This window comes from Streptomyces sp. NPDC051555 (genome assembly GCF_044454405.1).
Classification (GTDB): Bacteria; Actinomycetota; Actinomycetes; order Streptomycetales; family Streptomycetaceae; genus Streptomyces.
Window position 1 is genome coordinate 91,983 of the sequence record NZ_JBITDP010000015.1, and the last position, 13,341, is coordinate 105,323.

At 69.7% G+C, this 13,341-nt stretch carries 14 protein-coding genes; 8 read left to right on the top strand and 6 right to left on the bottom strand.

Translation table 11 applies throughout. The annotated features are described in order from the left end of the window. The first annotated feature begins 6 nt into the window (after positions 1 to 6). Positions 7 to 1,089, top strand: coding sequence for an AI-2E family transporter (locus ACIBEA_RS27575; protein ID WP_399265570.1), 1,083 nt, complete (start codon positions 7 to 9; stop codon positions 1,087 to 1,089). 40 nt (positions 1,090 to 1,129) lie between these two features. On the opposite strand, the gene ACIBEA_RS27580 is transcribed toward ACIBEA_RS27575, so the two are convergent. Together ACIBEA_RS27580 and ACIBEA_RS27585 are read right to left on the bottom strand one after the other, a co-directional pair. Next, the gene (locus ACIBEA_RS27580) at positions 1,130 to 2,125 is read right to left on the bottom strand and encodes a pirin family protein (protein WP_399265387.1); all 996 of its coding nucleotides are present in this window, start codon (positions 2,123 to 2,125) and stop codon (positions 1,130 to 1,132) included. A gap of 152 nt (positions 2,126 to 2,277) precedes the next feature. Further along, on the bottom strand, positions 2,278 to 3,714 hold the full coding sequence (locus ACIBEA_RS27585; RefSeq protein ID WP_399265389.1) for a hypothetical protein: 1,437 nt from the start codon (positions 3,712 to 3,714) through the stop codon (positions 2,278 to 2,280). A 118-nt stretch (positions 3,715 to 3,832) separates the two neighbouring features. Between ACIBEA_RS27585 and ACIBEA_RS27590 the strand changes: the two genes are divergently transcribed. Further along, positions 3,833 to 4,030, top strand: coding sequence for a hypothetical protein (locus tag ACIBEA_RS27590; protein WP_399265391.1), 198 nt, complete (start codon positions 3,833 to 3,835; stop codon positions 4,028 to 4,030). 38 nt (positions 4,031 to 4,068) lie between these two features. Here ACIBEA_RS27590 and ACIBEA_RS27595 read toward each other — a convergent pair whose 3' ends face one another. The 4 genes from ACIBEA_RS27595 to ACIBEA_RS27610 form a co-directional block, all read right to left on the bottom strand. After that, complete coding sequence (locus ACIBEA_RS27595; protein WP_399265393.1) at positions 4,069 to 4,470, bottom strand: hypothetical protein; 402 nt, start codon at positions 4,468 to 4,470, stop codon at positions 4,069 to 4,071. A 112-nt stretch (positions 4,471 to 4,582) separates the two neighbouring features. Next, complete coding sequence (locus tag ACIBEA_RS27600; protein ID WP_399265395.1) at positions 4,583 to 5,551, bottom strand: ArsR family transcriptional regulator; 969 nt, start codon at positions 5,549 to 5,551, stop codon at positions 4,583 to 4,585. 21 nt (positions 5,552 to 5,572) lie between these two features. Continuing rightward, the gene (locus ACIBEA_RS27605) at positions 5,573 to 6,034 is read right to left on the bottom strand and encodes an SseB family protein (protein ID WP_385783190.1); all 462 of its coding nucleotides are present in this window, start codon (positions 6,032 to 6,034) and stop codon (positions 5,573 to 5,575) included. 57 nt (positions 6,035 to 6,091) lie between these two features. Further along, on the bottom strand, positions 6,092 to 7,000 hold the full coding sequence (locus ACIBEA_RS27610; protein WP_399265397.1) for a Scr1 family TA system antitoxin-like transcriptional regulator: 909 nt from the start codon (positions 6,998 to 7,000) through the stop codon (positions 6,092 to 6,094). A gap of 112 nt (positions 7,001 to 7,112) precedes the next feature. On the opposite strand from ACIBEA_RS27610, the gene ACIBEA_RS27615 reads away from it, so the two are divergent. The 6 genes from ACIBEA_RS27615 (at position 7,113) to ACIBEA_RS27640 (ending at position 13,312) form a co-directional block, all read left to right on the top strand. After that, complete coding sequence (locus ACIBEA_RS27615) at positions 7,113 to 7,331, top strand: hypothetical protein (RefSeq protein ID WP_399265399.1); 219 nt, start codon at positions 7,113 to 7,115, stop codon at positions 7,329 to 7,331. A 106-nt stretch (positions 7,332 to 7,437) separates the two neighbouring features. Further along, the gene (locus ACIBEA_RS27620; protein ID WP_399265401.1) at positions 7,438 to 7,881 is read left to right on the top strand and encodes a hypothetical protein; all 444 of its coding nucleotides are present in this window, start codon (positions 7,438 to 7,440) and stop codon (positions 7,879 to 7,881) included. Then, positions 7,881 to 9,944, top strand: a complete 2,064-nt coding sequence (locus ACIBEA_RS27625; protein WP_399265403.1) for a hypothetical protein — start codon at positions 7,881 to 7,883, stop codon at positions 9,942 to 9,944. The genes ACIBEA_RS27620 and ACIBEA_RS27625 overlap by 1 nt, the downstream gene beginning before the upstream one ends. Then, complete coding sequence (locus tag ACIBEA_RS27630; protein WP_399265405.1) at positions 9,941 to 10,477, top strand: hypothetical protein; 537 nt, start codon at positions 9,941 to 9,943, stop codon at positions 10,475 to 10,477. Before ACIBEA_RS27625 ends, ACIBEA_RS27630 begins: the two co-directional genes overlap by 4 nt. Before the next feature lie 144 nt (positions 10,478 to 10,621). Next, the gene (locus ACIBEA_RS27635; RefSeq protein ID WP_399265407.1) at positions 10,622 to 12,448 is read left to right on the top strand and encodes an acyl-CoA dehydrogenase; all 1,827 of its coding nucleotides are present in this window, start codon (positions 10,622 to 10,624) and stop codon (positions 12,446 to 12,448) included. A gap of 135 nt (positions 12,449 to 12,583) precedes the next feature. After that, positions 12,584 to 13,312 (top strand): hypothetical protein, encoded by a 729-nt coding sequence (locus tag ACIBEA_RS27640; RefSeq protein WP_399265409.1) that lies wholly within the window; start codon positions 12,584 to 12,586, stop codon positions 13,310 to 13,312. The last annotated feature ends 29 nt before the right edge of the window (positions 13,313 to 13,341 follow it).

The following is a 13,341-nucleotide window of genomic DNA, read 5'->3' on the forward strand; positions in this document are numbered from 1 at the left end:
CCGGTGATCGCTTCCCTGCTCCCCGCGCCCGTGCGGCGCCTCGCCGCCTGGTGCGTCATCGCCCTCCTCGTGTCCGGCGTGGTCGGCGTCTTCCTCTGGCTCTGCGACGTCTTCCAGACCGCGGTGACGCCCGTCCTGCTGGCCCTGCTGGGCACCGCCCTGCTGCGCCCGATGTACCGGCGCCTGGTGCGGATGAAGGTGAACCGGTCGCTGGCCGCGGCCCTGACCTGCCTGGCCATCATCGGCGTGGTCGGCGGGGCCTCGTACGTCGTGGTCGCCGCGATCCTCGACACCGGGGACCAGATCCTCTCGGCCCTGCGGCACGCGGTCGAGCGGCTCTCCCTGCACTACGGGGGCGACGGGAAGACCGTGCCCTTCCTCGCGAAGAACGCCAAGGAGCTGCTCACGCGCTTCGGCGCCACCGCGGCCTCCGGCGTCCTGGCCGGGATCAGCGTGGTCGGCGAGGTGCTCGCCACCGCGCTCCTCGCGCTGCTGCTGGTGTTCTTCTTCCTGCGCGACTCCCACCGGGCCGCCGACGCGCTGCGCTCGGTCGTGCCGCGCTCCGCCGGTGACACGGCCGTGGCGATGGCCCGCCGCGCCTTCCAGGCGGTCGAGGGCTTCATGCGCGGGACCACCTTCATCGCCCTGATCGACGCCCTCTGCATCACCATCGGCCTGCTGGTGCTGGGCGTGCCGGGGGCGGTGGGGCTGGGCTCGCTGGTCTTCGTCGGCGCGTACGTCCCGTACCTCGGCGCGTTCTTCTCCGGCGCGGTGGCGGTCCTGGTCGCCTTCGCGGACCGGGGGTGGGTCACGGGGCTGTGGACGCTGGGCGTGGTGCTCGCCGTGCAGGTGCTGGAGGGCAACGTGCTCCAGCCGATGATCCAGAGCCGCACGGTCCAGATGCACCCGGCGGTGGTGCTGCTGGCGATCACCGCCGGGGCCAGCGTGGCCGGGATCCTGGGCATGCTGCTGGCGGTACCGCTGGCGGCGGCGGGCTTCGGGGTGCTGTCGGAGCTGCGCGCCCGGTACACGGCCGAGCAGCCGCCACCGCCGCACGCGCCGGAGGCCGGGGCGGCTGCCCCGGCCTGAGGGCCGTGCTGTGTCGTGCGGGTCGTGCGGGTCGTGCGGGTCAGTCGTTCGCCGTGCCGGTGCCGCGGTGGCCCAGACCCGTCCGCGCGGTGGTGGGGATGCGCCCCAGCCGCCCGGCCTGGAAGTCGTCGAACGCCTGCTGGAGCTCGTGCTTGTTGTTCATCACGAACGGCCCGTAGTGCGCCATCGGCTCCCGGATCGGCTGCCCGCCGAGGAGTACGACCTCCAGGTCGGGGGCGTTGGAGTCCTGGGCCTCGTCCGCCCGGACCGTGAGCGAGCCGCCCTCGCCGAAGACGACGGTCTGCCCGGTGTGCACCGGCCGCCGGTCGGTGCCGACGCTGCCGCGCCCGGCCATGACGTAGGCGAGGGCGTTGAAGTCCGCGCGCCACGGGAGGGTGATCTGCGCGCCGGGGGTGATCGTCGCGTGGATCATCGTGATGGGGGTGTGGGTGATGCCCGGGCCCTGGTGACCGTCCAGCTCACCGGCGATGACGCGCAGCAGCGCGCCGCCGTCGGGGGTGGAGAGCAGCTGGACCTGGCCGCCGCCGATGTCCTGGTAGCGCGGGGGCATCATCTTGTCGGAGGCCGGCAGGTTGACCCACAGCTGGAGGCCGTGGAAGAGCCCGCCGGACACGACGAGGGACTCCGGCGGGGCCTCGATGTGCAACAGGCCCGCGCCGGCGGTCATCCACTGGGTGTCGCCGCCGTTGATGACTCCGCCGCCGCCGTTGCTGTCCTGGTGGACGAAGGTTCCGTCGATCAGGTAGGTGACGGTCTCGAAGCCGCGGTGGGGGTGCCAGGGGGTGCCCTTGGGCTCGCCCGGCGCGTACTCCACCTCGCCCATCTGGTCCATCATGATGAACGGGTCGAGGTACTGGTAGTTGATCCCGGCGAACGCACGGCGCACCGGGAATCCCTCGCCCTCGAAACCACCGGGAGCGGTCGTGACGGCCAGCACCTTGCGGGCGGTCGTCTCCTGGTCGGGCTCGGCGACGCGGGGGAGCGTCAACGGGTTCTCCACAGTCACTGCAGGCATGGTCGGGACCTCCTTCTGACGTCGAGTTTAGTTGAAACTCGAACTTTCCGCCATGTCTGACAGAACAGAAGGGACCCCGGAGGCATTCCCCGCGGCCGGGCGACCCTCCGACCGGGCCGCCGCCGGGCCGACCGCGCACCGCGCACCGCGCGTCACGGACTCGACTGGCCCGGGGTCTGGCCCGGGGTCTGCTCCGGGGCCGAGCCGCCCTTCGTCGAGCGGGCCTTCTCCAGGAGCCCCTTGTAGGGCGTCCAGTCCGTGGAGCCACGCACCTCCGAGAAGCCGTACCGGTCGAGGATCCGCTTACTGAAATCAAGGCGCTGCGGATCGAAGACGATCGTGTCACCCGGCGGCGTTATGGCCACATCCACACGCGCCAAATTGCCTGGTATCCGCCACGACGTTATGCGCTGGCGACCTCGGGTGATGTTGAGGATCTCACTGCTGTTCGAGATGCGGGAGTCGTTCACATATTCCGCGTCGTCCGGCACCGCCGCAGCCCGCTCGCCCTCCTTCTTGAACTCCTTGACCTCCACACGGTGCTTCCCGTACTCAGGAGGCAGTGTCATCCTGTCCCTCCTGATCACGTACACCTCGGTCTGAGCCCCGATCACCTCATAATTCGCTTTTTCGGGATCCTTGATCTCAACGACCACGTCCTGTGAGATCTCCTCCCCCGGGTTCAGCTCGCGTCCCGCCGGTATGACGAACTCGCCATCATAAATCGATGTGTAGGAGAACACGCTCTTGGAGAGGTTGTTCGCGGGCCCGCCCCGGATCCAGTAGATGCTGCCGAGCACGTACACCGGAATGTTGCCGTCGTTCTTCACATACACATGGAGCGTCGCCTCCATGGCCGCCCGCGCACTGTCCATGCTCGCCTCCTTGAACTCGGCCCCGCTCACGATCAGCGGGGTCGTCACATAGGGGACGTAGACCTGCGAATACGCCAGGTTGACGCCGGCGAGAAGGGTGGGAATGATCGCCCCGATCGCGACGCTCCGGGGGTTGGGGAAGCCCTTCCACACCCGCGACCTGATGAGTTCGATCCCGGCCACCACGGACCCGGCGAGGAAGCAGATCCCGATCGTGGTCCAGCCGCTGAAACCCTCGCCGATCTGTAGGAGGAGGAGTGAGGAACTGGCGATGAAGACGATCGCGACTCCGGCCAGAACGGCCACTCCCGAATAGTGCCTTCTGCGCTTGTGCCAATAGTCGAGAGTGGCCACCGCGGCAATCAACTCCACCAGGCCCGCGGTCAGCACGGTATATCCGGCGAGCCGCTCACCGAAGGTCAGGGCGTTACCGCCGTCCGTCCAGCCGACCCTGATGAGCAGGCATGCGGTCAAGAGGAAGCCGATGAACATGAGGCTGCCGACCGTCCGCCGCTGCACCGCCCGATCCGGCCAGACCGTGCTGTCTCCGCCGATCCAATGGACGGGCTGCCCGAATTCCAGCCCGCCATGTCGCAGGAATCTCTGAAGCTCTCCGGGGGACCGCACCTTGCCGGCGGGCTTGTGATCGATCGTGACCTTCCGCCAGCCAAGGTCATCAGGCGGCCCTACGGTTACCTCGGGCGTGTTCGCCATACCACCAGCCTGCCCCTTGCTCGCGGGAGGCGCCCCCGGAACGGGGTGCGCTCGGCGCGGCGCGGGGCGAAGCTGGTGTCATGACGAGTTGGTGTCGCTGACACTCACGGGAGTTCCCATGCGTACACGACTTCTCGGCTTCGTCGCCGCCGTGGTCCTGGCCGTTCTCGGCGCCGCGGGGCCCCCTGCACAGGCTGCCGCTCCCGCCATCACCGGGCCGCAGTGCGTGGCCGGCGGAGGCACACTGCAGTACGACTCCGTCGCCGCCGGCTGGGTCTGCGTGGGCGGCAGCCAGGACACCGAACCCATCACCTGAGAACGGCGTGAGGGCTCAGGGCCCAGCAGCGCCGCGGGTCACGGTGTGTCGAGCCGGATCGAGTTGAACGGCGAGAGGTTCACCAGGTAGGTCACGCGCGGCGGGACCTTGTAGTTCTCGCAGCTGTTGCCCCACGTGTCCCAACAGACCTGCGCCGTCCAGCCCTCCGTCTGGTTGTTGACGACGTAGTGCCACTGCTCCATCCCGTAGATCGGGTGGCCGCCCCGCTGGGTCTCACGCTGGATGGGGCGGTCGTTGTTCCAGGTCGCGTTGCCCCACGCGTCCGTGGGGTAGATGCAGACCTCGCCGGAGTTGCAGCCGTGGATCGGCGGATTCCACGCGGCCTGCGCCGGCGACGCCGCCAGGACCCCCGTACCCAGCGCCATCACCGCCGTCGCCGCCAGTGCCGCGAGCTTCGTGCGGGTCGACGTACACGTCATACCGGCCTCCTCGGTCGTGGCGGGGGGTCCCCCGTGGATCCCCCCGCTGCGCCGATACTGCGCCGCGCGGCGGACCGGTCGCGATGGTTTCGGGCCCCGCCGAAACGTGGGCTCAGCCGCCGCTGCGCAGCAGGTCCACGCCCAGGCCCGTGGCCGTGTGCAGGACCGCCTTGCCGTCGCGGCGGGTGGTGATCAGGCCCGCCGCGCGCAGGGTGCGGGTGTGCTCCGAGACCGAGGGGAGGCTGATGTGCAGGTCCCGGGCCAGCTCGCTGGTGGTCCGCTGCTGGATCAGCAGGGACAGTACGGCCGCCCGCGTGCGCCCCAGCAGGGCGTCCAGCGACCCCTCCGCCCGCCCCGGCGGCACCAGCGGCATCGGGGTCATCGCCGGGTAGATCAGGAGGTTCGAGCCGTCGGGGTGCCCCGCGAGCAGCGGCCGGCCCGTCCAGAAGGGCGAGGGCATCAGGGTCAGCCCGCGCCCCTCCAGCCGGATCTCGAAGTCGGGCGGCCGGCCGACCTCGAAGACCGTGCCCGCCCAGGCCGCGGCCGGGTGCGTACTGGCCAGGGCGGCCTTGATCCCGTGCGTGGCCATCAGGTGGCTGCGCCAGGCGACGTCCGCCCGGAAGGACTGGCCGATCGCGGCCCAGTGCGGGGCGATCACCACCTCGTGGGCGGCCCGCAGGGCGTCCTCCAGCAGCCCCCAGGACTCCCGGTCCCCGTCCCGCAGCCCGCGCAGCCAGGGCGCGACGGCGGCCCGACCGCGGCTGCGCGCCAGGATCCGGCTCAGCTCCGCATCGTCGATGAGGGGGGCGGCCAGGCGTACGGCGTCCAGCGCCTCCTCGAAGTCCCGCACCGGGGGTTCCACGAAGGCCGGGTTGTCGCCGTCCGGGCGCAGCACCTCCAGCAGCGGCAGCGCGGTCCGGGGCAGCTCCCGCCCCAGCCGCTGGCGCCAGCGGCCGAAGACCTCGGGCGCGTCGGTGCGCTGCGCGGCCACCACGGCCAGCGCCAGCTCGACGAGCGGCAGCGGCTCGGGGGCGAAACGGACGCCCAGCAGATCCTCGGCGGTGAAGTGGACCCTGAGCACGCGCCCCCCTGAGCGTTCGCCCTATCCGTACATGCGGCGCATGGCGTAGTCGACCATCTGCTCCACGGCCTTCGCGTCGAAGACCATCCGGTGGTCGCCCTCCATGTCGAGGACGAAGCCGTACCCGGTGGGCAGCAGGTCGATCACCTCGGCGCCGGTGATGATGAAGTGCTTGGACTCCTTGCCGGCGTAGCGGCGCAGCTCCTTGAGCGTGGTGAACATCGGGATCACCGGCTGCTGCGTGTTGTGCAGCGCCAGGAACCCGGGGGTGTCCCCGCGGGGGCAGTAGACCTTCGAGGTCGCGAAGATCTGCTGGAAGTCCTCGGCGGACAGCGACCCGGTCGTGAAGGCCCGCACCGCGTCCGCGAGGGTCGGCGGCGAGGGCTCGGGGTACAGCGGCTGCTGCGGCGGCTGCGCGTACCCCTGCTGGGGCTGCCCGTACTGCTGCTGCCCCGCGCTCACGTTCTGGTCGTAGCCGTACATGGGGGCCACACTACCGACCGGCCAGGGGCATACCGGCGGGTACCGGCCACGGCCGGGTCACGGCCCCAGGCCGGAACCGCCCTTGGCCATGAGCCGGGATGCGAACGAACGCGGCCGCTTCCCGTTCCGGTAGTCCTCGGCCACCGACTCGATCAGCCGGAGCGACAGCTCTGGCGGCAACGCAGTGGCCCGCAGGCGGTCGTAGGCGTTGCGGTACTGGCGCACTGCCACTGGCCCCTCGACCAAGTGACCGCTGTACGCGGATTCGGTGTACACGGCGGGAGGAGCTCCGTCGAACTCCATGAGCAGCGTCGTTCCGCACAGGAACGGCTGGGCACCCACGGAGCTGTCTTCGGACGGGAGGACTTGCGGTACGAAACCACCGCGACGGGCAACGGCCGCCACATGAGCCAGCTGCTCTGCCGTGTCCGCGTATCCGAGGAGTGGTTGCAGCAGCACCGACTCATGCACGACGAGCCAGGAAATGGGCCCCTCCTTGTCGTCCATGAGCCATGACCGCGCCCTGCGCGTGCTGACGCGCTCCTTCAACACCTCCGACGTCACCCGCGGATCGCTCAACTGGACCAATGCCTCGATGTAAGGCTCCAGTTGCAAGGCTCCCGGAATGAGCATGGGTTCCCATTGGACGATGTCCAGCGCGCGGGGCTGCATCTCCCGGACCCTGTCGAAGTAGTGCCCGCCCGCCTGCTGCCCGGCATTCCTCACGTCCTCACATCCGCGTGCGAAGAACCCGTCCGTTCCCAGCACCCTGTCCACGTGCTGCGCCAGGTCCAGAGGCATGCGCCGCCTGCCCCGCTCGATCTCGCTGAGGTAGCTCACGGAGTAGAAGACGCCCCGCACGGTCTGCTCCAGAGTGAGACCCGCCCGCTCCCGCTGCCAGCGCAGCTCCTTGCCGTAGAACTCCGGCACCCCGGCCGCCCCGTCGATCTCTTTCCCAGCGGGCACCGCTCACCCTTTCCACACCTCGCGCTGTCGAACGCGGAACCCTTCCCACGCTACGCGCACCCCCGTCACGCTGTGAGCGATTCGTCACAGAACGTAGACACCAGGAGTCACCATGAGCGACCACGACAGCGACGACACCGCCCGCGCCAGCATGATCCGGCTGCGGGAGGCACTCACCGCGCACGGGATCACGCTGCCCTCCCTCGGGCTCGACCTGCCGACCTTCGCCAGCGTCTACCTGAGCCCGCCCCTGATCAGCCTCGGCAACTGCAACGTCACCACCGCGGACCGGCTGGCCGACGTACTGCGCGCGGCGGCGCTGCGACGCTGACAGGGGCGTAGCAGTACTGGAACGAAAGGCCCTGGGGGACGCGGGGTGGCGCGTACTAGCCTGGCCGGGATCGATCCGATGACGTCACGTTCTACGGGGGAATCCGATGTCGTTCGACCAGGAATGGGCGCAAGTACGCGCCTCGGTGGCCGACAAACAGGCGGGGGTGCGCCTCAACCACGTGCCCGACGACGGGGGCGGCGGGCCGGCGCCCCAGGGGGACCTCGTCGTCACGCAGCAGGACCTCGCGGCCGTCGGCGACGCGGCCTTCAAGCTGCACCAGCGGTTGGACACCGACGGGGACCACGCCAAGGCCAGTACCTACGAGGCGGCCGGCGCCATGAAGAAGGACTTCGCGCTCGGCGGCGCCCTGTCCACCGTCGGCGACAAGTGGAACGCCCAGGTCAACAGCCTGCTGGAGGCGTGCGCGCACATCTCCAACCACCTCGACTACACGCAGAACGCGCACGCCGAGGGCGAGCACTGGATCGCCACGCAGCTCAAGTACGAGCAGCTGGACAAGGGCTTCGAGGAAAGGGCGCGGCACTGATGGACCTCGACGCACTCCGCTTCGCGGACTTCGGCAAGCTGGCCACCGCCGTCAGCGACTGGTCCGCGATGGTCACCAAGCTCCAGCAGCTGTCCGAGGACGCGCGCACCGACATGGGCGGGAAGGCGGCCAAGGCGAACTGGGCCGGGGTGAACGCCACCGTGACCCGGGAGTTCATCGGCAAGACCGCCAAGGAATTCACCGACGCGGCGACCGAAGCGGACAGCATCCGCAACATCCTGAGCGACACCCACGGCGAACTGGTCGGCTACAAGACCGAGTTGAACACGACCATCGAGCAGGCCCTGGCCCGGAACCTGACCGTGGTCGGTACCGGCAACGGCGGTTTCACGGTCACCATGAACATCCACCCGGACCGCGCCGCCAAGGGCCACCCCGTGCCCGAGCACACCGAGGCCGACGCCATCGCGCTGCGCGACACCGTCCAGGGGATCCTCCAGCGGGCCACGGAGAGCGACACCACGGCGGCGCAGGCCCTGTCGATGCTGGTGAGCCAGAACCCGTACGGCTTCTCCGACGCCAGCTACTACAACCGGGACGTGGCCGCGGCGGCCATCAAGGACGCGGAGCGGATCGCGAACCTCCTCAAGAAGAAGGGCGACGACCTGACGCCCGAGGAGTTCGACCAGCTCAACAAGGACCTCGCGGCCCACAAGGACGACCGGCTCTTCCAGGAGGAGTTCGCGACCACGCTCGGCCCGCGCGGCCTGCTGGACTTCTGGGCGGACCTCTCGGACCCCTCCGACGGCGGCGCCCTCCAGCGGGCCCGCTTCGACCAGCTCGGCGACTTCCAGAAGAACCTCAGCTTCACGCTGGCCGGGGCCACCCAGTCCGACAGCCCGGCGATGCGCGGCTGGGAGGACGAGATGGTCCGGCAGGGCGACCAGATGGTCCAGACGCGCGGCACGCGGGTCTACGGCTTCCAGCTGATGAGCAACCTGATGAGGAACGGCGACTGGGACAACCGCTTCCTGAACGACTACGGCAACGCACTGGTGGCCACCGAGAAGAAGATGAAGATGCCGGACCACTACTGGAACGGCGGCGTCCCCCCGATGCCGAAGATGAACTTCACCGGCGACGACTTCGGCCGCGACCCGATGACCGGCTTCATGACGGGCCTGGCCAACAGCCCCAACGCGGCGACCGAGTTCTTCAACACGACGCAGCCGACGGACAACGCGCAGTACGTCCTCAAGGACCGGACCGTCTTCGACGACACCCCGACCAACAGCCACGACGGCAACTCCTCCCGCGAGGCGACCGGCAACGCCCTGGTCGCGGCGGCGACCGGGCAGAACCCGCTCGACCCGAACGCCCACCAGGTCGACCTGGGCCCCGAGCACCGCAAGGTGCTGGACCGCTCGCTGACGTACCTCTCGCAGACGGGGAACGACTTCCCGCCCGAGATGCGCGACGACATGGCCAAGGTGCTGTCCCGGCACAGCGACGTGGTCAACCACACCGCCAGCACGCTCGCCGACGACGCGGGCGACCCCCGCCTCCTCGACCGCAAGGAGCTGCTGGAGGTCAGCAAGCAGGTCTCCCGCGACCAGAACGCCTACGGCATGCTCAACGAGGCCATGAACCGCGAGATGGTCAACGACATCCACACGGGCGTCCCCACGGACCAGAAGGAGACGCTGCTGCGCTCCGGGGCCACGGTCGGCTTCCTGGAGGAGGCCCGGTACCAGGCGATCCAGACGGACAAGGAGGACCCGAGCTGGGACGCGAAGTGGATCTACCACGGCTTCGGCTCGGCGGTGAACTTCATCCCGGTCGTCGGCGACGTCGCGCAGCGCGGCGTCGACGCGCTCGCCTACCAGTGGCAGCTCGACGAGCAGGCCCGGATCAGCGCCGAGATCTCGCGGCAGAACGGCGATACCTTCACGGTCCGCGAGCGCCAGCTCCAGGCGCTGGCCGACGAGTGGGCCGCGACCAACCCGCACCCCGGCCAGAACCGCTACACCCTGACGCACGAGATCAACGGCGCCGCCTTCGACGGCAACCAGCGGGCGTCGGGCCTGGCGGGCAACGGATGAGGCGCCGCGGCCTGACGACGCTGGCAGCGGTCGGCCTGCTGCTCGCCCTGGCGGGCTGCGGCCAGGACCGCGAGTACGCCGTCCCGGACAGCGCCTGCGGGGTCGGCGTGGGCGCCGCGGCCCTGAAGCCCCTGCTGCCGGCCGGTGACGCCCTGCGGGTCCAGCCGGAGGACCTCGGGCAGGGCAGTGCGCGCTGCACGCTCTCGGTGGACGCGAAGCCGGCGCTCTCGCTGAAGACGGACGTGAGCACCGAGGTGGCGGAGCTGCCCAAGGTCATCCAGGAGAAGCTCGACCGTTCCGGGCACCCCGAGAAGATCACCTTCCCGGGAGGGGAGGGCTGGGTGGCGGACTCGCTGGCCCTGGCGACCGTGAAGTGCACCTTCCAGGGCCAGCCACGGCTCTTCATCACCGAGGTGTCGGCCTCCGGCGGGCCCTCCGACGCGGCAGCGCGGCGTACCGCCCTCACCGCCCTGATCACGGCGTACGAGCCCGCGGCCCGGAAGGCGGTGGGCTGCACGGCCGGACCCCCTTGAGCGGCTCTCCAGCGTTTCTGGCTTGATGCTGGTCACAGTCGTCGAGCAAGGGTTGTTCTTATTACCCGTGGGTAGCATCATGACATTACCGATTGGTAAGTACGAGGATCCTGTCTCCCCGAGCCTTAAAACGGAGCCGTAGCCATGGGGCACTACAAGTCGAATCTGCGCGACATCGAGTTCAACCTGTTCGAGGTGCTCGGCCGCGACAAGCTGTACGGCACCGGCCCGTTCGGAGAGATGGACACCGAGACCGCCAAGACCATCCTCAGCGAGATGACCAAGCTCTCGGAGAACGAGCTGGCCGCCTCCTTCGAGGACGCCGACCGCAACCCGCCGGTCTTCGACCCCACCACCAACACCGCGCCCGTCCCGGCGTCCTTCAAGAAGAGCTACAAGGCCTTCATGGACTCCGAGTACTGGCGCCTGGGCCTGCCCGAGGAGATCGGCGGCACCACCTCGCCGCGCTCCCTCATCTGGGCGTTCGCCGAGACCATCCTGGGCGCGAACCCGGCCGTCTGGATGTACTCCTCCGGCCCGGCCTTCGCCGGCATCCTCTTCGAAGAGGGCAACGAGGCGCAGAAGAAGGTCGCGGCGATCGCGGTCGAGAAGCGCTGGGGCTCCACCATGGTCCTCACCGAGCCCGACGCGGGTTCGGACGTCGGCGCGGGCCGCACCAAGGCGATCGAGCAGGCGGACGGCTCCTGGCACATCGAGGGCGTCAAGCGCTTCATCACCTCCGGTGAGCACGACATGGAGGAGAACATCCTCCACTACGTCCTCGCCCGCCCCGAGGGCCACGGCCCGGGCACCAAGGGCCTGTCGCTCTTCCTGGTCCCGAAGTTCCACTTCGACTGGGAGACCGGCGAGCTGGGCGAGCGCAACGGCGTCTACGCCACGAACGTCGAGCACAAGATGGGGCTCAAGGCCTCCAACACCTGCGAGATGACCTTCGGCGACCAGCACCCCGCCAAGGGCTGGCTGATCGGTGACAAGCACGACGGCATCCGCCAGATGTTCATGATCATCGAGTTCGCGCGGATGATGGTCGGCACGAAGGCCATCGCCACCCTCTCCACCGGCTACCTGAACGCCCTGGAGTACGCCAAGGAGCGCGTGCAGGGTCCGGACCTGGCGAACTTCATGGACAAGAGCGCGCCCAAGGTCACCATCACGCACCACCCCGACGTGCGCCGCTCGCTCATGACGCAGAAGGCGTACGCCGAGGGCATGCGCGCCCTGGTCCTCTACACCGCCTCCGTCCAGGACGAGATCCAGGTCAAGCAGGCCGCGGGCGAGGACGCCTCCGCCCTCATCGGCCTGAACGACCTGCTCCTGCCGGTCGTGAAGGGCTATGGCTCGGAGAAGTCCTACGAACAGCTCGCCCAGTCCCTGCAGACCTTCGGCGGCTCCGGCTACCTGCAGGAATACCCGATCGAGCAGTACATCCGGGACGCCAAGATCGACACCCTCTACGAGGGCACCACGGCGATCCAGGGCCAGGACTTCTTCTTCCGCAAGATCGTCCGCGACCAGGGCGCCTCGCTGAACGTCCTCACCGAGACGATCAAGAAGTTCCTCGCCGAGGCCGTCGGCGGCGAAGAGCTCTCCGGCGCCCGCGACGCGCTGGCCAAGGCCGCCGTGGACCTGGAGGCCATCGTCGGCCAGATGGTCACCGACCTCACCGCCACCGGCGAGGACGTCAAGAACATCTACAAGGTCGGCCAGAACACCACCCGCCTGCTGATGGCCTCGGGCGACGTGATCGTCGGCTACCTGCTGCTCAAGGGCGCGGCCGTGGCCGCCGAGAAGCTCCCGACGGCCGCCGCCAAGGACGTCGCCTTCTACACGGGCAAGATCGCCGCGGCGAAGTTCTTCGCCGGTCAGGTCCTGCCGGGCGTCGCGGTCCAGCGCCAGCTGGCCGAGGCCGTCGACAACACCCTGATGGACCTCGACGAGGCGGCCTTCTAGTCCCGGGCACCGCCCCGCAGGAACCCACGACCCACGACGTACGCGGTGTACGCGCGCCGGCCGGACTCCCAGCTCAGCTGGGGTCCGGCCGACCGCGTGCACGGGTTGTCGGCGGTTCGTGGGACGCTCGTAGGTATGAGCGCACACGAGCAGCACAGCAGGGGGTACTCCGTCCCGACCGGGCGGCCGTACGCCCTCAAGGAGCTGCACGCGAAACTCGGCGCGCTCGGCGACGGCGTCCAGGACCTCTACGAGGGCGCGCACCCCACCGAGTACGACGGCATCGCGGACGCGCTCTACACCGCCTTCCAGACGGCCTCGGCCCTGGCTCCCTCCAAGAGCTACACCGGCTGCCCCCAGCACCCCAACGGCGCCCTGGACCCGGAGGCGCCCGACGGCTGGGGCCGCTGCCTGCTCTGCAACGACCGGCGCCGGATGGGCCTGCGCGGCCGCGGCGGGGCCCCCACCCCGGCTCCGGCGGGGGAACAGCGCCGCCTCGGCTACCCCGTGCCGGAGGGCCCGTACACGCTGGAGAAGCTCCGGCAGTACCTCCGTACGCTCGACGAATACCGCTTCCACCTGACGATCGGCTCACCGGACGACGAGTTCGTCCGGGTCGCCGACAACCTGCACCGGGCCTTCATCGTGGCCCGCGAGCTGTCCCGCCCGCGCAACGCGTCGGGATGTGCCGAACATCCCGGCGCGCCGATGGATCCCGACGCTCCGCCCGGCGAGGCATGTATCTTCTGCGCCGGACGCAAGAGGCGCGCACAGCGCTCCGCGCAGACCCCTGAGATGCTCCCGCGCATCCGCCGGGGCGAGCGCAGGCAGCTGCAGCGCCGCTTCGAGCGTCCGCCGGGCTGAGCCGACCGGGATCGCAGTTCACACCACCA

Bases quoted from the DNA above. Each gene is read 5' to 3' on its own strand.
- ACIBEA_RS27580 (WP_399265387.1), bottom strand. From the start codon at position 2,125: ATGCCTGCAGTGACTGTGGAGAACCCGTTGACGCTCCCCCGCGTCGCC.
- ACIBEA_RS27585 (WP_399265389.1), bottom strand. From the start codon at position 3,714: ATGGCGAACACGCCCGAGGTAACCGTAGGGCCGCCTGATGACCTTGGC.
- ACIBEA_RS27590 (WP_399265391.1), top strand. From the start codon at position 3,833: ATGCGTACACGACTTCTCGGCTTCGTCGCCGCCGTGGTCCTGGCCGTT.
- ACIBEA_RS27595 (WP_399265393.1), bottom strand. From the start codon at position 4,470: ATGACGTGTACGTCGACCCGCACGAAGCTCGCGGCACTGGCGGCGACG.
- ACIBEA_RS27605 (WP_385783190.1), bottom strand. From the start codon at position 6,034: ATGTACGGCTACGACCAGAACGTGAGCGCGGGGCAGCAGCAGTACGGG.
- ACIBEA_RS27615 (WP_399265399.1), top strand. From the start codon at position 7,113: ATGAGCGACCACGACAGCGACGACACCGCCCGCGCCAGCATGATCCGG.
- ACIBEA_RS27620 (WP_399265401.1), top strand. From the start codon at position 7,438: ATGTCGTTCGACCAGGAATGGGCGCAAGTACGCGCCTCGGTGGCCGAC.
- ACIBEA_RS27625 (WP_399265403.1), top strand. From the start codon at position 7,881: ATGGACCTCGACGCACTCCGCTTCGCGGACTTCGGCAAGCTGGCCACC.
- ACIBEA_RS27630 (WP_399265405.1), top strand. From the start codon at position 9,941: ATGAGGCGCCGCGGCCTGACGACGCTGGCAGCGGTCGGCCTGCTGCTC.
- ACIBEA_RS27635 (WP_399265407.1), top strand. From the start codon at position 10,622: ATGGGGCACTACAAGTCGAATCTGCGCGACATCGAGTTCAACCTGTTC.
- ACIBEA_RS27640 (WP_399265409.1), top strand. From the start codon at position 12,584: ATGAGCGCACACGAGCAGCACAGCAGGGGGTACTCCGTCCCGACCGGG.